General features: G+C 68.8%; 25 protein-coding genes and 2 tRNA genes. 19 read left to right on the forward strand and 8 right to left on the reverse strand.

The window, feature by feature from the left end:
* Positions 1–46 precede the first annotated feature (46 nt).
* The 4 genes from J4H86_RS19065 to J4H86_RS19080 form a co-directional block, all read right to left on the reverse strand.
* Complete coding sequence (locus J4H86_RS19065; protein WP_236539217.1) at positions 47–1,000, reverse strand: hypothetical protein; 954 nt, start codon at positions 998–1,000, stop codon at positions 47–49.
* On the reverse strand, positions 984–2,018 hold the full coding sequence (locus J4H86_RS19070) for an AAA family ATPase (RefSeq protein ID WP_236539218.1): 1,035 nt from the start codon (positions 2,016–2,018) through the stop codon (positions 984–986). The genes J4H86_RS19065 and J4H86_RS19070 overlap by 17 nt, the downstream gene beginning before the upstream one ends.
* Positions 2,019–2,080: 62 nt before the next feature.
* Complete coding sequence (locus J4H86_RS19075) at positions 2,081–3,244, reverse strand: DUF262 domain-containing protein (protein ID WP_236539219.1); 1,164 nt, start codon at positions 3,242–3,244, stop codon at positions 2,081–2,083.
* A 600-nt stretch (positions 3,245–3,844) separates the two neighbouring features.
* Positions 3,845–3,930: transfer RNA gene (locus tag J4H86_RS19080), tRNA-Leu, on the reverse strand.
* A 116-nt stretch (positions 3,931–4,046) separates the two neighbouring features.
* Between J4H86_RS19080 and J4H86_RS19085 the strand changes: the two genes are divergently transcribed.
* From J4H86_RS19085 to J4H86_RS19120, 8 genes are all read left to right on the forward strand, one after another.
* Positions 4,047–5,369 carry a M20/M25/M40 family metallo-hydrolase gene (locus J4H86_RS19085; RefSeq protein ID WP_236539221.1) on the forward strand — a complete coding sequence of 441 codons (1,323 nt, stop codon included), beginning with the start codon at positions 4,047–4,049 and terminating at the stop codon, positions 5,367–5,369.
* Positions 5,370–5,740: 371 nt separating this feature from the next.
* Positions 5,741–7,156, forward strand: a complete 1,416-nt coding sequence (locus tag J4H86_RS19090) for a hypothetical protein (RefSeq protein WP_236539222.1) — start codon at positions 5,741–5,743, stop codon at positions 7,154–7,156.
* A 396-nt stretch (positions 7,157–7,552) separates the two neighbouring features.
* Positions 7,553–7,831: a DUF320 domain-containing protein gene (locus J4H86_RS19095; RefSeq protein ID WP_236539224.1), complete on the forward strand. Its 279-nt coding sequence runs from the start codon at positions 7,553–7,555 to the stop codon at positions 7,829–7,831.
* A 123-nt stretch (positions 7,832–7,954) separates the two neighbouring features.
* Entirely contained in the window at positions 7,955–8,251 is a 297-nt protein-coding gene (locus J4H86_RS19100; RefSeq protein WP_236539226.1) for a chaplin family protein, read from the forward strand.
* An 89-nt stretch (positions 8,252–8,340) separates the two neighbouring features.
* Entirely contained in the window at positions 8,341–8,622 is a 282-nt protein-coding gene (locus J4H86_RS19105) for a DUF320 domain-containing protein (RefSeq protein WP_236539227.1), read from the forward strand.
* 169 nt (positions 8,623–8,791) lie between these two features.
* Positions 8,792–9,058 (forward strand): chaplin family protein, encoded by a 267-nt coding sequence (locus tag J4H86_RS19110; RefSeq protein ID WP_236539229.1) that lies wholly within the window; start codon positions 8,792–8,794, stop codon positions 9,056–9,058.
* Between the two features lie 89 nt (positions 9,059–9,147).
* The gene (locus J4H86_RS19115; protein ID WP_236539230.1) at positions 9,148–9,429 is read left to right on the forward strand and encodes a DUF320 domain-containing protein; all 282 of its coding nucleotides are present in this window, start codon (positions 9,148–9,150) and stop codon (positions 9,427–9,429) included.
* 121 nt (positions 9,430–9,550) lie between these two features.
* Positions 9,551–9,832, forward strand: coding sequence for a DUF320 domain-containing protein (locus tag J4H86_RS19120; RefSeq protein WP_236539231.1), 282 nt, complete (start codon positions 9,551–9,553; stop codon positions 9,830–9,832).
* 323 nt (positions 9,833–10,155) lie between these two features.
* On the opposite strand, the gene J4H86_RS19125 is transcribed toward J4H86_RS19120, so the two are convergent.
* Entirely contained in the window at positions 10,156–10,341 is a 186-nt protein-coding gene (locus J4H86_RS19125) for a DUF5703 family protein (RefSeq protein ID WP_236539232.1), read from the reverse strand.
* 195 nt (positions 10,342–10,536) lie between these two features.
* On the opposite strand from J4H86_RS19125, the gene topA reads away from it, so the two are divergent.
* From topA to J4H86_RS19150, 5 genes are all read left to right on the forward strand, one after another.
* On the forward strand, positions 10,537–13,290 hold the full coding sequence (gene topA / locus J4H86_RS19130) for a type I DNA topoisomerase (protein ID WP_236539233.1): 2,754 nt from the start codon (positions 10,537–10,539) through the stop codon (positions 13,288–13,290).
* A gap of 208 nt (positions 13,291–13,498) precedes the next feature.
* Complete coding sequence (gene tmk, locus J4H86_RS19135; protein WP_236539234.1) at positions 13,499–15,565, forward strand: dTMP kinase; 2,067 nt, start codon at positions 13,499–13,501, stop codon at positions 15,563–15,565.
* A gap of 3 nt (positions 15,566–15,568) precedes the next feature.
* Positions 15,569–16,741, forward strand: coding sequence for a DNA polymerase III subunit delta' (locus tag J4H86_RS19140; protein WP_236539235.1), 1,173 nt, complete (start codon positions 15,569–15,571; stop codon positions 16,739–16,741).
* Entirely contained in the window at positions 16,738–18,282 is a 1,545-nt protein-coding gene (locus tag J4H86_RS19145) for an alpha/beta hydrolase (protein ID WP_394356394.1), read from the forward strand. The genes J4H86_RS19140 and J4H86_RS19145 overlap by 4 nt, the downstream gene beginning before the upstream one ends.
* Positions 18,283–18,366: 84 nt before the next feature.
* Positions 18,367–18,442: transfer RNA gene (locus J4H86_RS19150), tRNA-Thr, on the forward strand.
* Positions 18,443–18,550: 108 nt separating this feature from the next.
* Here J4H86_RS19150 and J4H86_RS19155 read toward each other — a convergent pair.
* A complete protein-coding gene (locus J4H86_RS19155) occupies positions 18,551–19,288 on the reverse strand; it encodes an exonuclease domain-containing protein (RefSeq protein WP_236539237.1) in 738 nt (245 codons plus the stop codon).
* 248 nt (positions 19,289–19,536) lie between these two features.
* Here J4H86_RS19155 and J4H86_RS19160 point away from each other — a divergent pair, with 248 nt between their 5' ends.
* Both J4H86_RS19160 and J4H86_RS19165 read left to right on the forward strand, forming a co-directional pair.
* On the forward strand, positions 19,537–19,749 hold the full coding sequence (locus J4H86_RS19160) for a hypothetical protein (protein WP_236539238.1): 213 nt from the start codon (positions 19,537–19,539) through the stop codon (positions 19,747–19,749).
* Positions 19,750–19,917: 168 nt separating this feature from the next.
* Positions 19,918–20,271, forward strand: coding sequence for a hypothetical protein (locus J4H86_RS19165; protein WP_236539239.1), 354 nt, complete (start codon positions 19,918–19,920; stop codon positions 20,269–20,271).
* Here J4H86_RS19165 and J4H86_RS19170 read toward each other — a convergent pair.
* A complete protein-coding gene (locus tag J4H86_RS19170) occupies positions 20,257–20,772 on the reverse strand; it encodes a hypothetical protein (protein ID WP_236539240.1) in 516 nt (171 codons plus the stop codon). The two genes, J4H86_RS19165 and J4H86_RS19170, sit on opposite strands and share 15 nt — an antisense overlap.
* Positions 20,773–21,620: 848 nt before the next feature.
* On the opposite strand from J4H86_RS19170, the gene J4H86_RS19175 reads away from it, so the two are divergent.
* Positions 21,621–22,364 carry a hypothetical protein gene (locus J4H86_RS19175; protein WP_236539241.1) on the forward strand — a complete coding sequence of 248 codons (744 nt, stop codon included), beginning with the start codon at positions 21,621–21,623 and terminating at the stop codon, positions 22,362–22,364.
* Here J4H86_RS19175 and J4H86_RS19180 read toward each other — a convergent pair.
* Complete coding sequence (locus J4H86_RS19180; protein ID WP_236539243.1) at positions 22,357–22,872, reverse strand: inorganic diphosphatase; 516 nt, start codon at positions 22,870–22,872, stop codon at positions 22,357–22,359. The two genes, J4H86_RS19175 and J4H86_RS19180, sit on opposite strands and share 8 nt — an antisense overlap.
* Positions 22,873–22,958: 86 nt before the next feature.
* Here J4H86_RS19180 and dacB point away from each other — a divergent pair, with 86 nt between their 5' ends.
* The 3 genes from dacB (at position 22,959) to tilS (ending at position 26,479) form a co-directional block, all read left to right on the forward strand.
* A complete protein-coding gene (gene dacB, locus J4H86_RS19185) occupies positions 22,959–24,320 on the forward strand; it encodes a D-alanyl-D-alanine carboxypeptidase/D-alanyl-D-alanine endopeptidase (protein WP_236539245.1) in 1,362 nt (453 codons plus the stop codon).
* 73 nt (positions 24,321–24,393) lie between these two features.
* Positions 24,394–25,506, forward strand: coding sequence for a zinc-dependent metalloprotease (locus J4H86_RS19190; protein WP_236544090.1), 1,113 nt, complete (start codon positions 24,394–24,396; stop codon positions 25,504–25,506).
* Between the two features lie 4 nt (positions 25,507–25,510).
* Entirely contained in the window at positions 25,511–26,479 is a 969-nt protein-coding gene (gene tilS / locus J4H86_RS19195; protein ID WP_236539246.1) for a tRNA lysidine(34) synthetase TilS, read from the forward strand.
* The last annotated feature ends 22 nt before the right edge of the window (positions 26,480–26,501 follow it).

Raw genomic sequence — 26,501 nt, forward strand, 5'->3', positions numbered from 1 at the left:
GGCCGTGACACCCCCTTGTTCACCATCCAACGAAGCGAACGGCCTCTCAGGTGTCAAGGTGGTCGGTGAAGATACCGATCAATATACGATCCCCCAACTTCGAGTCGGGCAGAGCGAAGTGGATGCGATTACGGTGGCCCTCCTTCTTGGCGTGCCACTCGCAGCGGTAGACTTCCCCTCCGTATTTGACATCCCGCTGAGCGATGACCTTCGGCTTGCTTCGCGTGCTCGGGCTTTCCTGAGAGACGGTGACTCCCTTGGAGCCCAACCGAGCCTGCACTTGGTGGGCCTGACCGTTGCACGACGTCAAGGCTTCAGCGAAGTGAGCGTCGAGTACTGAGAGCACATGGACTGTCCAGTCGCGCATCTCGCGATAGGAGCCGTCGAAAGCCCCGAATCGGAGGCCGGGAGCGCAGATCAGGTTGGGAAACGCGCGGGTGGCGTGGTCCAGGAATTCCGCCTCCTGGATGTCTTCGCGTCTGAAGAGACCTTGCCAGAACACGGGCAGGCCATCTGTGTCGGTGAGGAAGCAGACCTCGCCGACGTGGTCGTCACCGCTCACGGAGAGCCAGTCATAGTGGCGAGCCGCGAACACCACGCATCCTGTGTTGTACCCGATGGTGGTGTTGTACAGGGCATAGCCGACAGACCATGCCGGGTCGATCGGCACGTCGGCAATCTGGACTTCTGTGGGAGTGTTCACGGCAAAGCCCTCGTCCCAGCTGGGGCACCGATCCAGTTGGATCCCGAGTAGTCGCCGGACGTCGGGCGAGATCCGGTCGGACTCACGGCTGAAGAGGAAGTTCCCGAGCTCCGTCCCGTCGAGGCACTGGGTGTCAAAGATGAGGCTGAACACGGCGACTGTGGCTTCAGTGCGCAATGTCTGGAGCGTCTGGCTGAGCCGGTCGAGGTGCCATGTGAGTTCGGCATCGTCGAATCCTCGGAAGTCCAGACTCGACTCGTCGACAACGAAGCGGAAGGCGTCACCGGCGCCGGACACGCGCCAACCTCCCGAGGTCGTGTTCGATCTGGTCGAAGAAGCCCTTTGGCCACGTGGCGAGTTCCCCGTTGGACTTGAGGCTGATCGACATCGCCCCGGGGTCCTCCGCGCCGAAGTAGAGCATTGCCACGTCCTCGGCCGGGATGACTGCGTCGTCCGCCGCCGCGATCCGGATGCCATTGAGGACATGGTCACTGTGCGTCTCTACGACGACCTGGACCCCCGAGCCCGCGACTCGGGCCAGGAAGTGTCCGATGCGGGACTGGCCGGCCGGGTGCAAGTGAGCCTCCGGGTTCTCTACGATGAGGAGGCCGCCGGGCTCTGCGAGCAGTCCGGCGACGATTATGGGGAGCGCATAGGAGACCCCGAAGCCCATGTTCGTCGGGCGGATCAGCTCGCCGTACACTCCGGGTTCTTGGAATCGGACGGTGCTGGCCGTGATACCGCTCGGCCACTGGGCGCTGATGCGGATCGGCCGGATGATATCCGAGACCCAGCCCTCGACCTGAGTGCGTAACGTGGTGACCCCGTACTCCTCAGTTGTCGGTGGATGCTGGAGTCCTTCCAATACTTGCTTGCTCTCGTTCACCGCCAGCACTTGGGCGGTGAACTCCCCCTGGTGCCCGACGCCGATCCTGCTGATGTCCGCGGCCGAGACGTTCAACTGGTCCCGGGGGCCTAGGCGTTCGGCACACAGATAGGTGAACCCGCTACCCCGTCTGGTCAGTTCTGGGAGAGGTGCCTCATAGGCCCGGTTCAGTTCGAGATAGAGGGCGCGTTTCTCCGGTACGACCAGTTCGTAGCGCCGGTGCTGTGCCCCGCTGTGCAGGATGAGCTCGATCACGGAGGTGTCCGCATCCAGCGGCAGGAGCTCCTGGGCCTCCCCCAAGGCCAGCCCATAGGGACCGTTGAGCTGGATGGTGTTACCGGATTGGGTCTCCGAGATCTGGCGTAAAAGCAGCAACGACTGGATCACCGTGCTCTTCCCGGTGCCGTTGAGGCCGCTGAGCACGGTCATGCTTCGAAGATCGAAGGCGCCTCTGGTGAACCGTTTGAAGTTGCGCGCCTCCAGCCGCGTGATCACAGTCCTGCCTCTGCGGCGCTCTGGGTAATCTCGAACCGGTGGCGGACTCGCCAAGCATCCCCGGTAGAGGCAGTGATGGCATTCAGATAGTCCACATTGTCGGTCATCAGTTTCCGGGCATGGGCCACGACCTGACCCTTGCGCCGATGCAGGTCGTCTTCACTGAATCGGGCGAGCGCGATGGACCAGGTCTCGAATAGGGCACGATTGAGCGGGTTGCGTGACTCAGTTCCCAGAGGCCACTTGCGGAAGGCGTGTGGGCCGAAGACAAGTGCCGCGTTTTGCATCGCCGTGCGGAACGCCATCTTAAGTTCGGCGACCTTCTCGTCCGGCACCATTTCGGGTTTGTCGAGGCAGGCCGTGGTGCGTTCCAGGAAGGCGTCCATAGCCGGTCGCTTCAGGTACTCGTCCACGCCTAGGAGCCAGAAGGCGGTGAAGCGCAGGGCGAGTTCGCGATCGACCATGCGGACGTGACCGAATAGATTCCCCGCAGCCTCATTGAACTCCTGCGTTTCGGCGAGCTCGCGGAGGATAGTGCGGCTGCGTGTCTGGCTCATGCAGTGGCGGATCTCCTGGGCGTTTAGCGGAGTACCGCCGGTGTTGATCCGTTTGAAGATGTCGTAGGTGACCTCTCGTGGAGTCGTCGGGTCGATGACGTGAACGACAATCTGGGCGTTGTTGATGCGCCGCTGCCAAGGTGCCGAAAGCTCAGCGAATCGATGGCCCTCCTCGTTGAGGTACTCCAGTCCCTTGAGGGCGAAACCGTCGGTCTCCCCGCCACGGACGTATGAGTTGATTGTGGAGAGTCGCTGCAGGCCGTCGACAACACGCAGCATGCCGTCGGCATCCTCGGCGAAATAGAAGGCCGGCAGAGGAATCTGGAGTAGGACCGATTCGATCAAGCGGGACTTCTGCGTCACCTTCCAGACCTGTCGGCGCTGGAAGTCGGGGGCCAGCTCCAGAGACCCGTCGTCGATCATGTCCATGACGTTGCGCAGTGAGAACTGCTTTGTACTGACTCTGATCTGGTCGGGATTCCACGGCTTACCGGATTCAGATTCCGGTGTGTCTGGCTCCTGTTCAGCCTCCACGCCGGTGCCACGATGGTCGAAGTGTTCTTCCACGATGTCCGTAGTGGGCTTCGTGTCCTCTAGCGCCATGACGGCGATCCTATCTGCGGGGCCGCTTCCCCTGGGCCGCATTCCGGACTGATAGGGGGAATCGCCCAGCTTCATCTTGTCCGGAGGGACAGGTTGCTGGATAAGGCTGCTGCCCGGCGTAAACGGAGGCGGTCCCGGTGGAGAGTACGAGATCACCCACGTCATCGCGGGCGAGGCGTTGCATCAAGGAGCGGGCTTGGGCCTGTCTCGACGTGAGGTCAGCCTCGTGGGCTGGTGGTGCCATCGGCGACGGAGGTGGCGCGGGCGGACCCCAAGCCGAACCAGTCGCAGACCGACCTCCCCCCGAGACCCGCCCGCGCAGGCCGCCGCCTGCCGCGCCGCCGGCCTGCACCATGACTACGACTCGGTCCACCGCTCACTGGGTACGTAGGCAGAGAACAACCGGATCGCCCTCCGGCTGTGCCCCCACGGTTTCGCCAGGCCCGCCGTCAACTCACCGACCCGAACCCCGCGGAAGGTTATGCACGACAGCTGAGGACTGAGCGCGCATTGCTCGCGGCAACCCACGAAAAATCCCAGGGCACCGGGCCCTGGGATCGAGATGTCGTGCAACTCTATGTGTTGCTATGCCTACTCAAGTGTCCGAGGGGGGACTTGAACCCCCACAGCCATTGCTGGCCACTAGCACCTCAAGCTAGCGCGTCTACCTATTCCGCCACCCGGACGTGGGGTGCTGTCGCAGCACCAGACAGGTCTAACGATAGCAAAGCCGGAGTAGTGGCGGTGCACGTTTTTGGGTTGGGGAGCATCATGGGGAGGACGCGAGGCTAAGGAGTTGGGTATGGACGGCGGTCGGCGGATGGATGTGACGGGGGAAGAGGAGGTTGTGGGGCTCTGCAGTGAGCTCATCGCGATCGATACCTCGAACTTTGGGGACCACTCGGGGCCGGGGGAGCGGGTCGCCGCGGAGTATGTGGCGGAGAAGCTGGCCGAGGTGGGGGTGGAGCCGGAGATCTACGAGTCGCACCCGAAGCGGTCCAACGTCGTCGTGCGGATCCCGGGGGCCGATCCGAGTCGGGCGCCGTTGCTCGTGCACGGGCATCTGGACGTGGTGCCGGCCGCGGCGGAGGACTGGAGCCGGCACCCGTTCGCGGGGGAGGTTGCGGACGGGTGCGTGTGGGGTCGCGGCGCGATCGACATGAAGAACATGGACGCGATGATGCTCGCCACGTTGCGGGACCGGCTGCGTTCCGGGCGTAAGCCCGCACGGGATCTCGTGGTGGCGTTCGTCGCGGACGAGGAGGCGGGCGGCACGTGGGGGGCGAAGTACCTCGTGCGTGAGCACCCGGAGTTGTTCGCCGACTGCACCGAGGCGATCAGTGAGGTGGGCGGGTTCAGTCTGGACGTCGGGCAGGACCGGCGGCTGTACCTCATCGAGACCGCGGAGAAGGGCATCGCGTGGATGCGTCTCACCGCGCGGGGCACGGCCGGCCACGGGTCCATGACCAACGACGACAACGCGGTGACCGAACTCGCCGACGCGGTCGCGCGCCTGGGCCGGCACGAGTTCCCGCTGCGACTCACCAAGACGGTGCGGACCCTGCTGGAGGAGGTGTGCGAGGCGTTCGGGATCCCGTTCGACGAGAACGACGTCGAGGGCACCGTCGCCCGGATGGGGCCGGTCGCCCGAATGGTCGGCGCCACCCTGCGCAACTCGGTGAACCCGACCGGGCTGGAAGCGGGGTACAAGGTCAACGTCATCCCCGGGTCCGCGTCGGCCCTGGTGGACGGCCGGTTCCTGCCAGGGGAAGAGGAGTCGTTCTTCGCGGAGGTCGACCGGCTGCTGGGCCCCAACGTCACGCGTGAGTTCATCCACCACCTCCCCGCGGTGGAGACGGACTTCTCGGGTGGCTTGGTGAACGCCATGGGTGAGTCCCTGCGCGCGGAGGACCCCGGAGCCACCACCGTTCCCTACTGCCTGTCCGGCGGGACGGACGCCAAGCACTTCAGCGACCTGGATATCCGCAACTTCGGCTTCGTACCCCTTCGTCTGCCCCCCGAGATGGACTTCGCGGGCATGTTCCACGGAGTCGACGAGCGTGTCCCGGTGGACGGGCTCACGTTCGGTGTCCGTGTCCTTGACCGATTCTTTGACGCCTGCTGAGCCGAACTCGCCGGACGGCGTCGGTCGAGGGCCCGGTCGCGGTGGTGTCACCGACCCGCCCTCAGCGGGCGCTCACGTTCGGTGACGACCGGTGGGTGGCCTCCGCGGCCCAGGAAAGGCTCAACCGGGGCACAGGTGGCATGTCGGAAGATGCCCGTCGTGTACCCCGGTTCTGCTTTGTGAGGCGCTTGACCAGGTATTGCACGGATTGGGGGTGGTCCTGGTGATCCCCTGGTCCCCGCCTCGCCACATTTTTTGGGTGGGCGCGTCGAAACTTGCACACGGCGACGACCGGACTGCTAGTGTCACTTCTCGTAGCCACCCGAATGCGATCAGTGGCTGTTATCGCGACGCGGAGGAGTGACCGGACGATGGCGACGGACACGGACGAGGTGCGAGTCAGCACCCGTAGCCGTGTGCGTATGTTGTCCCGGCGCGTTCTCGTCGTCGTGGGGTTCGCGGCCGCCGGATGGGCCATCGGCGCTGGTGCGGCTCAGGCCGCGGCGCCGGACGCTCTCGGTCAGGTCACCGGGCCCGTCACCGACATCCTCGGTGTCTCCGGTTCCAGTGGGAACGCCGAGGAGTCCGCCGAGGACACGGGGACCACAGAGACCACGGGGACCACAGAGTCCACGCAGTCCACTGACGTCGTGGGAGACGCGGTACAGGACACCGAGTCCGTGGCGGAATCCGCGACGGACCAGGCGCCCAGCGTTGACTCTGGCTCCAGTGACTCTGGCTCTGGCTCTGACGCCACCGAGACCCAGTCCGACGCCCCGGCGCCGGACGCGGGCGGCGAGGACGCCACGACCACACCGGAACCGGTGACGGACGTGGCGACATCGGCGGCGTCCACGGAGTCCGACGCGGACACCAACGACACCAACGACACCAACGACGCCCAGACCCACGCGGGCACCGAGGCCGAGACCGAATCCGACCCCGGACCGCCGGTGGTCGGGGAGGTCACGGACACGGCGTCGCGCACACTCGGCGTCCGGGACGTCCCCGCGGAGACCGTGCGGGGGGTGGACGGGCTCCTCACCACAGTGGTGACACCCACGCCCACCCGAGCGCAGGAATCCGACAGCGCCACCGAGGCGTCGTCCGACGACGGTTCGGGATCGGTGACATCAGCCCTCCTGCGGACAGCGGGCGGAGCCGTCACCGGGGTCACCGACACGTTGCGCGGTACGGCGGACACGCTGGAGAGCAGCGAGGTCCTCCGACCCGTCACGGAGATCGGGTCCGGACTGTCCGAGGTGGTGCGGGACACCACCGGCGCCGACACGAGCCACATCCTGGGTGGTGTCGACACGAGCCTGCGTGAGGCCATCGACATCCCGGCCGGTCTGGTGGAGGCGACGTACTCCGCCCGCCCGAACGCGGACCAGGTTCCGACGCCACACGTGGTGTCGTCGCAGGACTCCGTCTCGCGGTCGGCCGACCGCGAGGGGCAGCGCAAGGAGAGCCAGAAGAGCGACGCGGCGGTCACCGACCCCTCGTTCGCCAACGCTCCCACCCCGTGGACCCACGGTCAGCAGCAGGTCGGTTCGGCGCCCGTGGGCTCCGGCTCCGACGGCTCGGACCGTGGGGAACGAAACGACGCGGCGCAGGGCAGCGGCTCCGCTGTGACCTCCGCCGGAAGCAGCCCGGTCGCCGCCGCCGGCTTCCTGGTGAACCGGGTGGACCTCGCGGCCGACTCCGGCCTCCGCCTGCCGTCCACGAACGGCGAAGTCCCGGTCGTCGCCGACGCCGCGGACGACCCTTCCTTCTCGCCCGACTAACTCGCCTCCTTCGGCTTCCCACAGCGGACACCTGTCCTCTGTCGGAGCGCGCCAGCGTGGAGGCGACGTCACCGCCTTCCTCGATGACCAGCGACGGACCGAGAAACACACGCAACGCACGTGTGAAGGGCGAACACCATGGCATCCAGCAACGCTGCCCGCGGGGCGGCTGATGTGAGCTCCGCGGCCAGCCGCGTCGCGGGGTTCACCTCAGCCCGCCCGGCAGGGCCGGAGCTGAGTAAGCGCGACATCGCGCACAGCAGACACAGGGACACGCGTCCCGCGTTCCACGCACAGACCGCGGCTGGATCGGAACGCGGCACGTGGGGGCCTCGGAGTCGACACGAGGCTCGCCCGTCCTGTCGCACACAGGAACTCTCGAAGGGATCAAACACCATGCGCAAGTGGATGAAGGCGACCTCGGTGACCGCTCTTGTTGCGGCGGGCCTGCTGGCGTTCGGCGCGGGCACCGCGCACGCCAACGGTGGGCACCACGGCCACGACTACGAGAACGACAGCATCAACGCGGTCACCTCGGGCAACGGCAGCATCCTGGGCGGCAACCAGATCATCGCCGACGTGGACGTGCCGATCAACGCCTGCGGCATCGCCGTTGGTGCCCTGCTCGGCGTCGCCAACGCCGAGTGCGAGGAGTCCGGCGCCATCGCCGACTAGTCGCACCGGTCGACCTTTCGCAGTACTCCAGAGCATGACCCGCGGGTATCGCCCCGGCGGTACCCGCGGCACCAGAACACGCAGTGCAAGCGAACACCACAGTCTGACTTCGAAGGAATCACGATGCGCAAGTGGCTCAAGGCGACCTCGGTGGCGGCATTCGCGGTGGCGGGACTCCTGCTGCTCGGCGGAGGGACCGCGCACGCTGACTGCTCCGGTGACGACCACGGCCACAAGCCCAGCCACAGCTACGAGGACGACAGCGTCAACGCCGTTTCCTCGGGCGACGGCAGCATCGCCGGCGGCAACCAGATCATCGGTGACGTGGACGTTCCCGTGAACGTCTGCGGCGTCGCGGTCGGAGCCGTCGGGGGTATCGGCAACGCCGTGTGTGACGGGTCCGGCGCCGTCGCCGACTAGGCCCGACACGGCGCCCGCGTCCCACCGGCGTGGGGTGCCACCTGACCAGCAGTGAACCAAAGACTCTCAGGCGAAAAGGACTTCACATCATGCGCAAGTGGATGAAGGCGACCTCCGTGGCGGCTCTCGTGGCGGCCGGCATGCTGACCTTCGGTGCGGGCACCGCGCACGCCAACGGTGGGCACCACCACCACGGCGAGTACGACAACGACAGCATCAACGCCGTCACCTCGGGCAACGGCAGCATCGCGGGTGGCAACCAGGTCATCGTCGACGCGGACGTGCCGATCAACGCCTGCGGCATCGCCGTCGGCGCGCTGCTCGGTGTCGCCAACGCCGAGTGCGAAGAGTCCGGCGCGATCGCCGACTAGTTCTCCGCCGGTCCTCTGCCGGTGACGGGCTGGTCGCGGCGGCCCGGCCGTCCCCGCAGGTCCAAGCGGGACCCCAGCGGCACCTGGTCAGTGACTGACCAGTCAGCAGTACCTCGGTAGTACCTCGTCAAAAGCACGAACAAAGCACATCTGGGAAAGAGGAACTCTCATGCGCAAGTGGATCAAGGCGACCTCCGTGACCGCTCTCATGGCCGCTGGCCTGATCGCGTTCGGCGCCGGCACGGCCAACGCGCACAGCTACGACTACGAGAACGACAGCATCAACGCGGTCACCTCGGGCAACGGCAGCATCCTCGGCGGCAACCAGATCATCGCCGACGTGGACGTGCCCGTGAACGTCTGCGGCATCGCCGTCGGCGCGGTCGCCGGCATCGCCAACGCCGAGTGCGACGAGTCCGGCGCCATCGCCGACTAGTTCACGCGTGGCGGGCACACCGCGTCCCACCGGCGCGGATGGGCCGACAGCAGTCCCTTAGGCAACACCAGACAGAACAGCATTCCTGGATGAAGGAGCAGCACATGCGCAAGTGGATCAAGGCGACCTCCGTGACCGCTCTGATGGCCGCTGGCCTGATCGCGTTCGGCGCCGGCACGGCCAACGCGCACAGCTACGACTACGAGAACGACAGCATCAACGCGGTCACCTCGGGCAACGGCAGCATCCTCGGCGGCAACCAGATCATCGCCGAGCTGGACGTCCCCGTGAACCTGTGCGGGATCGCCGTGGGCGCCGTTGGCGGCGTGGCGAACGCCGACTGCGAGGAGTCCGGCGCCTACGCCGACTAGTCACCGCTGACGTCGCGGACCGCGTCCCACCGGCGTGGTGCCCCACTCAGCCAGGCGGTTCAGCAGTACCAGCAGTACAGCACACATCACGTAAGCACGATCCATCACGAAGGAGCAGCACATGCGTAAGTGGATGAAGGCGACCTCGGTGACCGCTCTCGTCGCGGCGGGCCTGCTGGCGTTCGGCGCCGGGACCGCGCACGCCAACGGTGGGCACCACCACCACGGCGAGTACGACAACGACAGCATCAACGCCGCGACCTCCGGTAACGGCAGCATCCTCGGCGGCAACCAGATCATCGCCGACGTGGACGTGCCGATCAACGCCTGCGGCATCGCCGTCGGCGCGCTGCTCGGTGTCGCCAACGCCGAGTGCGAAGAGTCCGGCGCCATCGCCGACTAGTCAAGGGGACTGACGCGCGGCCGGACGGGGTGACCCACCCGGTGGCTCGTGGAGACAGTGGGGGCGCGCGGTGCATCGGCGCGGGCGCACTCATCGGCTCGGGAGAGCAGTCGTCAGAGAGCAGCCGAGGTACCGCGGCTGTCCGGCGCCTCCACCGCCCCACCCATCCAGCCACACGCCCGGGTGACGGCTCACCGCCGTCCGCGTCGCACATCGTCGCCGGACGTTCTGGTCACCACCAGAACGTCCACCCCGCGGGCCCGCTCCGTCTCGGGGCGGGCCCGTGATCGTTGCCACGTCCATCTACGTCGGGGTGGCGTAATTCACATCACGGCGTGGCGTCGGATGATTTTCCGTCGCAGGACCACACGTCGACTCCCGTCCGGGTACAGCCGTACCCTCGCGAGTTCCCAACGTCCGTACTCCGCGTGCTCGGTCAACGCCTTGCGGGCGATCCCGCGGGAAGTTCCACGCGGGAATCGGAGTTCCTGGTACTCATACTCAAGCATTGCGCTTATTCTGCGTCTGCCGAGGGGTGTTTCGCCATAGCGTGGCCCCGGCCAGCGTCCGGTAGCGTGCCAAAGATACTGGGGCGGGGATGTGGTGGGCCCATCTCCCAGCGGGCGCAGAGCATACAGCGGGGAACGTGAACCTGATCGGTTCCGTTGTCCGATCGACGTGAGGCTAGGACGTAGGGGAACAGCGTGCCATCCCAGAAGGGCAGCTCGAGCGACACGGCGGGGGCCGGGAACCGGCTCGTCATCGTCGAGTCGCCGGCCAAGGCCAAGACCATCGCCGGCTACCTCGGACGTGGGTACGTCGTTGAGTCGAGCATCGGACACATCCGCGACCTCCCCGAGCGGGCGGAGGAGATCCCCGCCAAGTACAAGGGGGAGTCGTGGGCGCGACTCGGCGTCAACATCGACGCCGACTTCGAGCCGTTGTGGGTCGTGAACTCCGACAAGAAGGCGCACGTCAAGAAGCTCAAGGCTCTGCTGGCCGACGCGGACGAGCTGTACCTCGCCACGGATGAGGACCGCGAGGGCGAGGCGATCGCCTGGCACCTGCAGCAGGAGCTGAAGCCCAAGGTGCCCGTGCGCCGCATGGTCTTCAACGAGATCACCCGTGAGGCGATCCAGCGCGCCTCGGAGAACACCCGTGACCTCAACCTGCGTCTGGTCGACGCCCAGGAGGCCCGCCGGATTCTGGACCGCCTCTACGGCTACGAGGTTTCCCCGGTGCTGTGGAAGAAGGTCCGGCCGAAGTTGTCGGCGGGCCGTGTCCAGTCCGTGGCCACGCGACTCGTGGTCGAGCGGGAGCGCGAGCGGGTCGCCTTCACGGCCGCCGACTACTGGGACCTCAAGGGTGACTTCCTCGCGCCGGACGTCGCCGAGGGCGACCCGGCGACATTCCAGGCGCTGTTGTCGTCGGTGGACGGTCTGCGCGTCGCTCAGGGCAGGGACTTCACCGCCCAGGGGACGCTGCGTGCGGAGAAGGGTGTGCTGCATCTCGACGAGGCCGCGGCCACCGGGCTCGCCGAGCGGTTGCGCGCGGCCCGGTTCACCGTTGGCAGCGTCGAGCGCAAGCCGTACAAGCGTGGCCCCTACGCCCCCTTCCGCACCACCACGTTGCAGCAGGAGGCCTCGCGCAAGCTCGGTCTGTCGGCGAAGCAGACCATGCAGGTCGCACAGCGCCTTTACGAGAACGGTTTCATCACCTACATGCGTACCGACAGCACCACGCTGTCGGAGAACGCGGTGGCGGCCGCGCGGGCGCAGGCGGCGCAGCTCTACGGCGACTCCTACGTGCCGCAGAAGCCGCGCGTCTACTCCAACAAGGTGAAGAACGCCCAGGAGGCGCACGAGGCGATCCGGCCGTCCGGGGACACCTTTCGCACCCCGGCGCACACGGGACTGTCCGGAGCGGAGTTCCGCCTCTACGAACTCATCTGGAAGCGCACCGTCGCCTCCCAGATGAAGGACGCCGTCGGCGAGTCGGTCAAGGTGTCGGTGGTCGGCAACTCCAGTGCCGACGAGCGGGCGGAGTTCACCGCCACCGGCAAGGTCATCACCTTCCCCGGCTTCCTGAAGGCCTATGTCGAGGGCGCGGACGACCCGGACGCGGAGCTCGACGACCGGGAACGTCGTCTGCCCCCGCTCGCGGAGGAGCAGCACGTCACCGCGCAGAGCGTGGAGCCGGACGGCCACAGCACGCGTCCTCCCGCCCGATACACAGAGGCGAGCCTGGTCAAGGAGCTGGAGGACCGCGAGATCGGGCGCCCCTCGACCTACGCGTCCATCATCGGCACGATCTTGGACCGCGGCTACGTCTTCAAGAAGGGGACGGCGCTGGTGCCGTCGTTCCTTGCCTTCGCCGTGATCCGGCTGATGGAGCAGCACTTCGGGAACCTCGTCGACTACGACTTCACCGCCCGAATGGAGGACGTACTCGACGAGATCGCGCGCGGTGAGACCGAACGCGTCCCGTGGCTGCGCCGCTTCTACAGCGGGAGCGAGGACGAGCCCGGACTGCACAAGATGGTGGACGACCACCTGGCCGAGATCGACGCGCGCGAAGTCAGCTCCTTCCCGATTTCCGACAGTGACATCGTCTTGAGGGTCGGGCGCTATGGTCCGTATCTTGAGCGGGACGGAAAACGGGTCACCGTTCCCGACGACCTCGCGCCCGACGAGCTCACGCCCGAGCGGGCCGAGGAGCTGTTCGCACAGCCCAGTGAGGATCGAGAGCTGGGCACCGACCCCGACACCGGCCGTGTCGTCGTCGCCAAGAACGGCCGGTTCGGGCCGTACGTCACCGAGGTGTTGGAGGAGCAGGAGACCGAGACCAAGACCAAGAGCAGCCGCTCCAAGGCGAAGGCCGCCGCCAAGCCACGTACGGCGTCGTTGCTGAAGTCCATGTCCCTGGACACGGTGACCCTGGATGACGCGCTGCGTTTGCTGAGTCTGCCCCGCGTTGTTGGTGACCTCGACGGTGAGGAGGTCACGGCCCAGAACGGCAGGTTCGGGCCGTACCTGAAGAAGGGCACGGACAGTCGCTCCTTGGAGAACGAGGAGCAGATATTCACCGTCACGTTGGACAAGGCCAAGGAGCTCTTCGCCCAACCCAAGCAACGCGGCCGCCGCGCCGCCGCCCCGCCCCTGCGCGAGCTGGGGGAGGACATGGACACGGGCAAACCGATGGTGATCAAGGACGGGCGTTTCGGGCCCTACGTCACCGACGGCGAGACCAACGCCTCGCTCCGCAAGGGCGACGAGGTGGAGTCCATCACGGTGCAGCGCGCCTCGGAGCTGTTGGCCGATCGACGGGCCGCGGCTCCCGCCAAAAAGAAGTCGTCGGCGCCGAGCAAGAAGACCACGAAGAAGGCGCCGCCGAAGAAACCCGCCCCCAAGAAGTCCACACGTCGGACGAACAACACGGACTCGACGAACACCGAGTGACGGACACCGAGCGACCGCCCCCGAGTGGACGGCCCCGTACCGCCAGCAGTGCGTAGCCGGCGCTGCGCGGTCGGAGCGGTCCCCGGCCCTGTCGGTGCGGCTCGCCCGGCGGCCGCCAGCGGTGCGGTTGGGTGCCGTCCCTTGGCCCCCGACGTGTTTGGACTCGCTCTCCCCCCGGGGGCGCCGAACAGCGATATACGGTGAAAACATGACAGGACCACTCGGGGATCCGACCCAGGCTCGCAGCGTCTTGCGCATCAGGCCGTTCCGTCGCCTGTGGATCGCGCTGTCCCTGTCCAGCTTGGGTGACTGGCTGAGCCTGCTGGCCCTGATGTCCCTGGCGGCGATCCTGACCGCCGACCAGCGCCCCCTCGTGCAGTACTTCGCGGTCAGCGGTGTGGTGGTGCTGAAACTCGCGCCCTACATCTTGTTCGGGCCGTTCGCCGGCTGGTTGGCGGACCGATTCGACCGGCGGCTGATCCTCGTCGGCGGCGACGTTCTGCGTGGCCTGCTCTACATCTCCATCCCGATCGTCGGCGATATCCTGTGGCTGCTGATCGCCAACTTCCTGGCCGAGTGCGTCGCGTTGTTCTGGGCGCCGGCCAAGGACGCGACGGTGCCCAACCTCGTCCCGAAGCACAAGCTGGAGCAGGCCAACCAGCTGAGCCTGTTCACCACCTACGGCACGGCCCCCGTCGCGGCCGCGCTGTTCACGGTTCTCGCCACGATCAGCAGCGTGGTCGCCCACGCGGTCCCCGGCCTGGATCCCCAGGCGATGGCCACCAGCGACATCGCGCTGTACATCAACGGTGTCACGTTCTTCGTCTCCGCGGTGGTGATCTGGACCCTGGCCATCCCCAAGACGGGAGCGCCCACCCAGCCGGAGTCCCTGTGGCGCGCCATCTGGAGCGGGTGGCACTACGCGGTATCCACACCGCTGGTGCGCGGTCTGCTCCTGGGTATGCTCGGCGCGTTCGCCGCGGGAGGCGCGGTGGTCGGTGTCGCCCGCCCGTTCGTGGAGACGCTGGGCGCCGGCAACGCCGGCTTCGGTCTGGTCTTCGGTGCGGTCTTCGTGGGCATGGCGGCCGGTATGTTCCTCGGCCCCCGGGTGCTGGCGGACTTCGACCGGCGCCGGCTGTTCGGGCTCGGGATCGCCTTCGCGGGTGTCTCGCTGATCGTGATCGGCTTGGTGCCGGAGTTCGTGCTGGCCACGCTGCTGGCCGGGTTCGTGGGCTGCGGAGCGGGGATCGCGTGGGTCATCGGACTGACACTCATCGGGAGCGAGGTCGACGACGAGATCCGTGGTCGGACCTTCGCGTTCCTGCACGCCACGGCGCGGATCGTGCTCCTGGGCTCGGTGGCGGTCGCTCCGCTGATCGCCGCCGCGATCGGCCAGCGCCAGTTCGTCCTGAGCGACCTGCGTTACGACTTCCACGGCACCGCCGGTGTCCTGCTCGTCAGCGGTGTGGTGTCGCTGGTGATCGCGTTCGTTTCGTACCGCAACCTGGTCGGTGACTCCGAGACCACGCTGTGGCAGGAGATCGTCAAGGTGTTCGTCCCCGCCGCGGACCGCAAGAAGGGGGCGCCGGAGCAATTCCCCGGGACCTTCATCGCGCTGGAGGGCGGCGAGGGCGCCGGGAAGTCCACGCAGGCCCGCCAGCTCGCGATCTGGCTGCGCGAGGAGGGATTCGACGTGGTGACCACCCGGGAGCCCGGCGCGACCAAGGTCGGGCTGCGGCTGCGGGCCATGCTGTTGGACCAGGGCCAGGTGGGTGTCTCACCGCGCGCGGAGTCGCTGCTGTACGCCGCGGACCGCGCGGAGCACATCTCCACCGTCATCCAACCCGCGCTGCGCCGTGGGGCGATCGTGATCAGCGACCGGTACGTCGACTCGACCTTGGCCTACCAGGGCGCGGGCCGCCAGCTCGACACCGAGGGCATCACCGAGATCAACGACTGGGCGACGCACGGCATCATGCCGGACCTGACCGTGCTGCTGGACATTCCCGCCGGGGCGGGGATGGAGCGGCACGGGCGCCCCGCCGACCGGATGGAGTCCGAGCCCACCGAGTTCCACGACCGAGTGCGGCAGGCCTTCCTCGGCCTGGCGGCCCAGGCGCCCGACCGCTACTTGGTGATGGACGCCCGGGAGAGCGCCGACGACATCACCCGCGCGATCCAGCGCCGGGTGCGCCCCCTCCTGCCCGACCCCGTTCCTCAGTCGGCGGAGGCCATCACGGGGACCATGCCGGTGATCAAGGACGTGCAGGGGTAGACGGTGACGGTCTTCGACGAACTCGTCGGCCAGGACGCGGCCGCGGCGCAGCTCGGCGCAGCGGCCGCGGCCGCCCAGGAGTGGCTGGACGGCGGGCGCGGCACGGGCATGACCCACGCGTGGCTGTTCACCGGGCCACCCGGTTCGGGGCGCACCGAGGCCGCGCTGGCCTTCGCCGCCGCCCTTCAGTGCCCGCACGGCGGGTGCGGTACCTGTTCGTCGTGTCACCAGATTGGGGCGGGCACCCACGCCGACGTGCTGCGGGTGCGCCCCAGCGGACTGAGCATGGGGGTCGCCCAGACCCGGGACCTCGTACGTTCCTCGGCGGCGGCCCCTGTGGGGGGACGTTTCCGCGTCGTGGTCTTCGAGGACGCCGACCGTGCCACCGAGGCCGCGGCGAACGCCCTGTTGAAGGCCGTGGAGGAGCCACCGGCCCGGACGGTGTGGCTGCTGTGCACACCGACCTCCGACGACCTACCGGTCACGATCCGTTCCCGGTGTCGCGCCGTGGTACTGCGGACGCCGAGCACGCGGGCGGTCGCCACGGTGCTGCACCAACGCAACGGCGTGCCGTGGGACGAGGCGGAGTCCGTCGCCCGCGCGGCCGGCGGACACCTGGAGCGCGCCGTCCGGCTCGCCACCGACGAGAAGGCGTGGAAGAACCGGGAGGCGGTGCTGTCCCTCCCCGCGCAGCTCGACGGTCTCGGCTCGGCCATCGCGGCCGCCGCGCACCTGCACCAGACGGCGGAGGCGGAGGCCAAGCAGGCCACCGAGGAGCGTGACGAGCGGGAGCGCGCCGAACTGAAGGCCGCCTTCGGGGACGGAGCCACCGGTAAGGGGGTCACCAAGGCGGTGCGCGCGGCGTCGGGAGCGCTGAAGGACCTGGAGGCGCGACAGAAGCGGCGGGCCACGCGCATCAAGCGGGACGTCTACGACGGCGCGCTGTTGGATCTCGTCGCCTTCTACCGTGACGTGTTGGCGCTGCAGGTCGGCGCCCAGGTCGACCGGCCGACCGGCGGACACGACGCCGAACTCCGCCACGTGGCCCGCACCAGCGGCCCACGCGACACCCTCGCCCGGATCGAGGCGGTGCAGGAGTGCCGGCGCCGCATCGACGCCAACGTCAACCCCCAGATCGCCCTGGAGGCGATGACCGCCCGGCTGTGCACGGGATGACCCCGGGCACCCGGCGTCCGCCTGGCCTGGTAGTGGTGGCGGCGGTGGGGACGGTTATCGCGGGGTGCGCCGCGCCTCCCCCGGACTCCGGATCGACGCCGGGCGAAAGCCCCGAGGACCTCACCGGCTTCTACGAGCAGGAGCTCACCTGGGACTCGTGTGGGGGCGGATTCGAGTGCGCCTGGTTCGAGGTTCCGCTCGACTACGACAACCCCGGCGAGGAGACCGTGGAGATCGCGGTGCGGCGCCTGCCCGCCAGCGGGGACGACCCGGTGGGGTCACTGGTCGTCAACCCGGGAGGACCGGGTGGATCCGGCGTCGACTACGTCGGCCAGTCGCTGTCCACCATGTCGCCGGAGTTGCTGACGGAGTTCGACGTGGTCGGCTTCGATCCGCGCGGCGTCGGCTACAGCGAACCTCTGGAGTGCCTCGACACCGCGGGCGTCGACGCCTACCTCGGCGCGGGGATCGTGCCGGAGGAGGACGGTTCGCTCACCGAAGCCAGCCGGACCGAGCTGGACGAGCGCAACGCCGAGTTCATCGCCGGATGTGAGGCGGAACTGGGGGAGGACCTTCGGCACCTCGGCACGGCCAACGTGGCGCGCGACATGGACATCCTGCGCGAGCTGCTCGGCGACGAGCGACTCAGCTACCTCGGCAAGTCCTACGGCACCTATCTGGGCACCCACTACGCGGCCCGGTTCCCCGAGAACGTGCGAGCGGCCGTGCTCGACGGCGCGGTCGACCCGACCCTGTCGTCCCTGGAGATGGGCACACAGCAGGCGGAGGGCTTCCAGACGGCGCTGGAGGCGTTCGTGGCCGACTGTGTGGACCAGCGTGACTGTGTGCTCGGCGCGGAGTCCGACGGCACGCCCGAAGGCGCCATGGCGGAACTGGAGGAGTTCGTGGCGGGCACCGCCGAGGAACCGTTGGAGAACGGACTCGGCGACGGACGGGAGGTCAACGCCACCTGGACGGAACTCGGCCTCCTCTCGGCGCTCTACAACGAGGCCTCCTGGCCGGTGGTGCGCGACGCGCTCACCGCCGCCTACGACGGAGACGGCACGGAGCTGCTGCGGCTGGCGGACAACCTGTACGGACGTTCCCACGACGGTCCGTACGAGAACATGACCTCGGTCCTCGTGTCGGTCAACTGCATCGACCGACCCGGAACCGAGGACGTCGACACCATTCAGGACGCCGCGAACCGCGCGGCCGAGGAGTCGCCGATCTTCGGCCCGTCCCTCGCCTGGGGCGCCCACGTGTGCACCGACTGGCCCGGCACGGAGCCCGTGGAGCAGGACTTCTCCGCCGTCGGCGCCGCCCCGCTCCTCGTGGTGGGGACCACGCGCGATCCCGCGACCCCGCATGTGTGGGCGGAACGTCTCGCCGGGGAACTGGAGTCGGGTGTCCTGCTCACATACGACGGCGACGGCCACACGGCCTACCGCATGGGTGACCCCTGCGTCGACGCGGCGGTGGACGAGTACCTCATCGAGGGACGACCACCCGCCGACGGCACGGTCTGCCCCGGGGACTAAAACGATGTCGGGATGACCCCACGGAGGCGCTAAACTAGCTCCTGTTGCCCGCCACGGGACGCCGTGTCACGGGTAACGAGGTAGGCCGCCTTAGCTCAGTCGGCAGAGCGGTTCACTCGTAATGAACAGGTCATCGGTTCGATTCCGATAGGCGGCTCCAGCGAAAACGCCACCCCGGAGCGGGGTGGCGTTTTGCGTTGTCGTCGCGAGGTGCGCGTGCGCTGACGAGGAGCGGCCGAGGGCACCGCCCCGGAGGGCGGCACCCCGGCTAGTTGTTCGAGGCCGCGGGGATGATGGGCCAGTTGGGGTCGACGCTGGCGCTCGGGTTGCGTCGCCGGAGGTAGGCCTGGAGCGACGCCGCCTGCGTGGCGGCGGCCCGGACCTGGATGGAGTGCAGTTCACCCAGCCCCATGGTGGCCAGGGCCGTGGACGCCGACGCGATCCGCCGGACGACCGCGACCGCGGCGGCCGCGTCCGCTCCGGCGTGGTGCGCCCCACCGTGCTCGATGTCGTAGTGGTCGCACAGCGCGGTCAGGTTGCGCTTGCCCCGGCGAAACCGGTCGATGTGCTTGTCCAGGATCAGCGGATCGAGGATGGGTTCGATGCTGCCGTCCAGCCGCTCGGCGAGCGGGGTGAGTCCGTGTCGGCGGGCCTCGCGGTCCAGGAGCGTCAGGTCGTAGGGCGCGTTCATCACGACGAGGGGCACACGGTCCGCCAGGATGTCGGCGACGGCGCTGGTGATCTGCTCCACCCCGTCGATGGCGGGGACCCCCTCCGCCTCGGCGCGTTGGGTGGTCACACCGTGGATCCGGGCGGCGTCCTCGGGGATCGGGACACCGGGGTTCACCAGCCAGGTGCGTTCGAGCGTGGGTCTGCCCTCGGAGTCGACCCGCAGCAGCGCCGCGGTGACAACGCGGTCACTTTCGACGTCGACGCCGGTGGTCTCGAGATCGAAGGCGGCCATGGGGCCGAGGTGCCACTGGTCCATGGAGGGGAGGTTCGTCACGACTGTGCTCCGTTCGGCCTCGTCGAGGAGGAAGGGCGTGGATGTGCGTGCCCGAGGGGCGGTGATCAACGAGGTCTTCGCGGAACTCTATCGATCCTTGCTGGCCCGGGGGGCGCGAATCCGCCCGAGAGGAGCCGCGTTCGGTGGCGGTCCAACACCCCTCTGCTCACTTGTCTCGTCAGACCCAGGCTTAGACATGGGCCCCAGTGGCAAATAACCACACAAGAGGGTGGTTGGAGGGAGATGCCGTGAACCTGGATGAAGCGGAGCGTCAACTCGAGGCCGCGATTCACGACGCCCGGGTCGCGTTCGACTCGATCGCGTTGGGCAACCTGGAGCAGGCGCACACCAACGCGATCACCGCGCGTGCCTCAGTGGACTCGGCGGAGAACGCCATCCGCATCGCCCTGGAGAACGAGGAGCGTGAACGAGCAGAGGAGGAGAGCAAACCGGCGGAGTAGCACCGGCGGTGTGCCACGACTGGGCGAGGACGGAGTGACGACAGGGCAAGCGCAGTAAGCGGCGGCGGGGCGCGGATCAGGCGTCGCGTCCCCGCTCACCGACTCGTCGACGTCGAACCCCCACGATCCCCCGAGGGGTGTTTCGAACTGGTGTCCTATCATTGGAGTATGGCCGAGCAACAGCTTCCGCCCGACTGGCCGGCGAGCGTGCATCCGCCGGGGACGGAGTCGTTCGAGCACACGGCGGTGGTCTGGCTCTTCGACCACGTTCCCGCCGACTACCGTCTCCACGGCGTACTGCGCCGCCACCCGATCGCGCTCGCGCGCCTCGCGCGCAAGCACGTGGCGGCCTGTCTGGAAGGCGCCCGCGAGGGCTACCGCACCGCCCGGGTCGACCTCAGGGACCACCTGTCGCCGCCGGCGATCGACGAGGTGATGAACGCCTATCTAACCGAGGGCCAGCGCATGGTCGCGGTGATGCGCGCGGTCGAACTCGTCGACGACGCGCTACGCGCCCAGTGAGCTGGCGTGGACCAGGAGAGCGGGCACGGACCCCGTGTTGATGATCTGGTGGTGGCGTCGACTGCCCCAGGCGAAGCCCCGACCCGCGACGAGCCTGCGGACGTTGTGCAGGTGACCCGTGGCCGAGATCTCCACCACGTGGACCTCGCCCCGCGCGGCGTAGAGGAGGGTCTCGCGGTCAGTGCGGGTGTCCTGTCCGGACGGGGGCGTGGCGACGACGTCCGCGGGTGGCACGGTGGCGACGACGGCCACCAGGGAGCCGGCGGTCCGCCCGGCCTCCTCGGCCACGATGTCGCCGTAGGCCTCCCCCGTCCACGTGCCCGTCGCGGGGGGAGGGGAGGAGCGGATCACGTCACCCACCCGCCGCGCGGCCGCGAACAGCGTCCCCGCGCTCGGGTGGACGGAGTCGGTGCGCAGGTGCGGGTAGGGCGTGGGGTGCCCGGCGAGTACGACGTCACCCACGCCGTCGATGGTGCCGCGCGGGTCCTGTGGTCGAGACATGGAGCGAACACGTCCTCTCGGAAGGTGCTGCGGAATGGTGCGGCTTGGTCACGAGGCCGGAGGCCGGCGGCGGTCGGTCGGGGCTCGCGTCGTGCTGGTCGTGCGGGGCTCCCCACGGAGCGGCGTCACGCCCGCTCCGCCGGTGTGGCGCCGCGCGGCGCCACACGTGAGAGCGTGGTGTGGAGCGGGAAACGAAGGCGGAGCGTGCCCGGTGAGCACCTGGCGGCCGGGTCATCACCGTCGGTCACCAGTCGGCCGGTGGCGTCCCGGTTCACCGCGCCCCGTCGCCGGATCGGTTGGCACACCGGAGAGGTGGCCAACGGCCAGGGAACGGTGAGCGGGAGCCAGAGTCAGAGCCGAAAGGCACGGTGTCCGTGGACGTCGGACCGTCCCGACTCACCTCGGGCACACTCGAGCGGTGGCCACTCGACCCGGGCGCGGGAAGGTGCCGACGTCACGGACGGGCAGGACATCGACTCACCAGCGGCGCGGGAGACCAACCACCACGCGCCGACGGCCAGGAGTCAACCGACCCAGCGTGACAGGGTGGACGGAGGTGATCCCGCGCGGAGTCGCCGGGCTACCGACAACAACAGGGAGCGCACACGCGCATGGGACACGGCATGGCCATCCGGATCCGGGTGGTGCCCACCCGAAGCGGGGACGGACTCTGCCGTACTGAGCGCGCGAAGGAGTTCACGGGTCTCCCCAAGGACACTGCCGCGGACATGGGAGTCCGCGAGCGAGTCGTGTGCGGAAAGTAGGCACGGTAGCACACGCCGACGTGGATGATGGACGGGGCGTGCCGAAGAGGGGAGAGTTCGACTGACACGCCCGCCAGGAGAGTTATGGTCAAGCTGTCCAGGCGTATGCGGACACTCGTGCGGGAACGGTGCGTGGTGGAGGAGAAGGAACCGGGGATCCCGGCTGGGGCCGATCAGACACCCCCGGCCAGTTCCGGCCTGTCCGATCGAGGCGCTCGCGCGACCCGGATCGCGGTACGCGCCCTCGTGGTCGTCGCGGCCGGCGTCATCGCCGCCGGCATCCTGGGGTGGGAAGCCGGCGCCCTGGTGGCGGGGCTGACCGTCCTGACGTATCTCCTGTTGGCGGCCCTCGCCCCGCGAACCCCGTTGCCCTACGGGATGGGGCGGCTCCTTCGGGCCCTACGGCGCAACGGGTACTACATCATCTCCCTGCCGGCGGGCTTCAGCGGCTCGCGGCACCGGTACCTCACGGTGGGCCCAGCCGGCGCGTTCCTGCTGGACGTGCGCAACCGTCGACGGTACGTGACCTGGGAGGGGGGAGAGTGGCGGATCGGAGACCGCCCGCTCCGCCGGATCGCGAACCGCTTCACCCAGCGGGCCGAGCAGCTCGAACGCCGGCTGAGGCTGCGGGATCTCCACGCCGAGCTGGACCTGGTTCCCGTGCTCGTGGTGGGCGGGGGCCTGCCCGAACCCGCGATGCGGTCTGGGCAGGCCGTGATCGCGCGCCCCCGAAACCTCGTACGGCACGTCATCGGTCAGCCGGACGTCCTGGAGAGCGCCGACGTCGACGCGGCGGCCGCGGGAATCAGCGACCGGATGGTCAGCTAAGGCTGATGTGCTCCGCACCTCCGTGTCCGTGGTCCTGGGCACGCTGGATCGACAGCTTGATCTCGGCCTCGGCCTCGGTCCGACCGACCCACGTGGCGCCCTCGACCGACTTGCCGGGCTCCAGGTCCTTGTAGACCGAGAAGAAGTGCTGGATCTCCAGCCGCTCGAACTCGTTCACGTGGTGAACATCACGCAGGTGTTCCATCCGAGGATCGGTCGCGGGAACACACAGGATCTTGTCGTCACCGCCGGCCTCGTCGCGCATGCGGAACATGCCGACGGCCCGGCACCGGATCAGGCACCCCGGGAAGGTCGGGTGCCGGAGCAGGACCATGGCGTCCAGCGGATCCCCGTCGTCGCCCAGAGTCCCCTCGATGAACCCGTAGTCTGCGGGGTAGGTCGTGGACGTGAAGAGCATCCGATCCAGCCGGATCCTCCCCGTCTCATGATCCATCTCATACTTGTTACGTTCCCCTTTGGGGATCTCGATCGTGACGTCGAATTCCATGGTGCTCGCGGCCCCCCTTGCGGCTATGGTCGCTACCACACGTCCGAAAAAGGTCAGGTCAGACCTCAGGAAGGCAGGTCCCCGGGGTGTGGCAGGAACGGGTGCGGGTCGTGCTCCCGCTCGCCCTACTCAACATTTTCGTGCTCGTGGCCGGCGTGGTCGTCAGGGACATCGTTGTTTCCCGTCCTCCTGAACCGACCCCACGCCCGCTCACGGTCGCGGAAGTCGGCACGGAACAGTCGGGGGTGGACGACGCCTCCATCGACTCCGAACGCCTAGCGGAACTTCTCGATGATCGCATGACGGATTCGGGGGGTGGTGAGGGGCTCGCCGCATATGTCGCTGACGCGCAGACCGGTGACCCACTCTACGGCCGTGACGCCGATGACGCGGCAGTGCCGGCGTCGACCACGAAGATCGCGACGGGCGTCGCCGTCCTGGCCGCGGTCGGACCGGACGAACGCATCGACACCACCGTGGTCCGTGGCGAGCGCGACGACGAGGTCATCCTGGTCGGTCAGGGCGACCCGACCCTGACCGAGACCCGCGACCCCGGGGCCTATCCGCGGCTTCCGGCGTTGGAGGAGCTGGCCGAGGACACCGCGCGTCGTCTCCAGGCGGACGGCGTGGACACCGTCGACATCGGCTACGACGACTCCGCCTTCACCGGATCGGACACCGGCCCCGGCTGGCAGCCCAACTACGTGACCGAGGGCAGCGTCGCCCCGGTCCACGCCCTGATGATCGACACGGGCCGGCTGGACCGCGACGAACGCTACGGCGAACGCGCGGCGGACCCACCGCTCGCGGCGGCCGAGGCGTTCGCCCGCCAACTGGAGGCGGCCGGCCTCACCGTGCGCGGCGACCCCACGGAGCGGGAGGCCGCGGAGGGAGCCGAGACCCTCGCCCAGGCGTCCAGCGCGCCGATCTCGGCGCTCGTCGAGATCATGATGACCGAGAGCGAGAACAACGTCGCCGAGGCGCTGGCCTTCCAGGTGGCCCTCGCCCGCGGGGGAGAGGCGTCGTTCGCCGACGCGGGCCCCGCCCTGGAGGAGACGCTCGCCGAACTCGGTGTCGACGGCCTGCGACTGAGCGACGGCAGCGGTCTGTCCGTCAACAACCGGATCTCGCCCACCGCTCTGGTCGAACTCCTGCTCCTGGCCAGCGACCCCGAGCGCGCCGAGCTGGCCCCGACCGTCACGGGACTTCCGGTCGCCCACTTCAACGGAACCCTCAGCGACAGGTACTCGCCGCAGAGCGAGGCCGCGGAGGGCGCCGGGTGGGTGCACGCCAAGACGGGAACGCTCAGTGGGGTGAGCACGCTCGCCGGGATCGCGGCCGATGCCGACGGTCGACTCCGGGCTTTCGCGTTCATGGACAACGACCCCGCCGCCACGGGCTCCCGGCTGGACGCACTGGCCGCGACGCTCGTCGAATGTCAGTGTTAGAACTCGACAGGTTCGCGTCCCCCAAGAGACCCGTTGTGCCGCAAGCCGGACAGGTACGGTGAGGAATGTGACTTTGATCGATTGGGAAACAGCCGTGAATACCGGGGTCCGGCTGGTCCGGCCCGGTCCGCAAGTGTCATTGAGCGACGCCCGTCAAGCGGTGTCAGAACTGCGTGAACTGTCCGTGACCGCACAGACGCATGTGCGGGACTTCACCGGGATGTCCAGCCCCGAACCGGTCGGCCCCGCCGTGGTGGTGGACCGCCCCGGCTGGATCCGATCGAACGTCGACGGTTTCCGGGTGGTCCTGGATCCGCTGCTGGACCAACTCGGCGGCGAACGTCTGAACGCCTCACCGGCCGGCAACCTCACCACCGCGGTCGGCTCCCGGGTGACCGGCGTGCAGCTCGGCGCGATCCTCAGCTACCTCGCCGGCCGCGTGCTCGGGCAGTACGAACTGTTCCTGCCGCCGGACCCCTCCGGTCGTGCCCCCACGGGCCGCCTCACCCTGGTGGCGCCGAACATCGTGCAGGCCGAACAGGAGCTGGAGGTCGACTCGCGTGACTTCCGGCTGTGGGTGTGTCTGCACGAGGAGACGCACCGGACGCAGTTCACCGCCGTGCCCTGGCTGCGCGACTACGTGCAGGAGCAGGTGCGGGAGTTCCTGTTGGCGTCGCAGGTGGACGCCGCGGCCATGGTGGACCGGCTGCGCGCGGCGGGCGAGGCGGTCGCGGAGGTCGTGCGCGGAGGTGAGGGCAGCCTGATCGAGGCCTTCCAGAACGAGGGCCAGGGGGAGGTCATGGAACGCATCACGGCGGTCATGACCCTCGCCGAGGGGCACGGGGACTACGTGATGGACGCCGTCGGCCCCGAGGTCGTCCCGTCCGTGGCCGAGATCCGTCGGCGCTTCCAGCGTCGTCGTGAGGGCGCGAACCGTGTCGACAAGATCATCCGGCAGTTGCTCGGTCTCGACCTGAAGATGAAGCAGTACGCCGAGGGCGCCGTCTTCGTCCGTCACGTGGTGGACGCGGTGGGGATGCGGGAGTTCAACCGCGTGTGGGAGTCGCCGGAGACGCTTCCCACCATGGCGGAGATCCGACAGCCACAACAGTGGATCGACCGTGTCATCGCGCCGGAGCCGCTGGCCGCCGGCGACGCGGGAGACTCCGGGCCGTCCTCCTCCTGAGCCAGTGGCCGGTCCACCCACGGAGGTCGCGGCGGTTCGTGCCGCGGTGCGGGCCTGCGTCGCGGACCTCCCCGCCGGGGCCCTCGTCCTGGTCGCGTGCAGCGGTGGGCCGGACTCCCTCGCCCTCGCCGCCGGCCTGGCCTTCGTCGCCCCGCGGCGGGGGCTGCGCGCCGGCGGGGTCACCGTCGACCACGGACTTCAGCCGGGTTCCGCGGCGCGGGCCGAGCGGGTGAGCGGTCAACTGCGGGCCCTGGGGCTCGACCCCGTCGATCTGCGCACGGTCACGGTGGGCCCCGAAGGCGGCCCCGAGGGGGCGGCCCGGGCCGCCCGCTACGCCGCACTGGACCGATGCGCCGAGCGGCGGGGGGCCGCCGCGGTCCTCCTCGGCCACACCCGGGACGACCAGGCGGAGACGGTCCTCCTGGGTCTCGCCCGCGGATCCGGTGCGCGCTCCCTCGCGGGAATGGCCGCGCGGACGGGGCGCTACCGCCGTCCGCTGCTGGGACTGGGGCGCCGGACCGTACACACCGCCGCACGGGAGATGGATCTGGCCGTGTGGTCCGATCCACACAACGAGGACCCGGCCTACACCCGGACCCGGGTCCGGCACCGGGTGCTGCCCGTCCTTCGGGAGGCCCTCGGCCCCGGAATACCCGAGGCGCTCGCGCGCAGCGCCGAGCTCCTGCGCGACGACGCCGACGCCCTCGACGCCTGGGCGGAGTCGGTGCGTGAGCGGGCCGCGGCGGGAGGGGACGGTCTGGACGTCGGGGCGCTCGCCGAATTGCCGCGGGCGGTCCGCACCCGCCTCCTGCGGGGTCTCGCCGTCGACGCCGGGGCCTCGCCCGGCGCCCTGACCGCGGAACACGTGCGCGCGCTGGACGGTCTCGTCACGCGTTGGCGTGGCCAGGGCGCGGTCGCGCTGCCCGGTGGGCTGCGCGGACACCGCGTGCGGGGACGTGTCCACGTCGAGTGACGGGCGCCCGGCCCGGATGGGT

This window comes from Spiractinospora alimapuensis (genome assembly GCF_018437505.1).
GTDB lineage: Bacteria > Actinomycetota > Actinomycetes > Streptosporangiales > Streptosporangiaceae > Spiractinospora > Spiractinospora alimapuensis.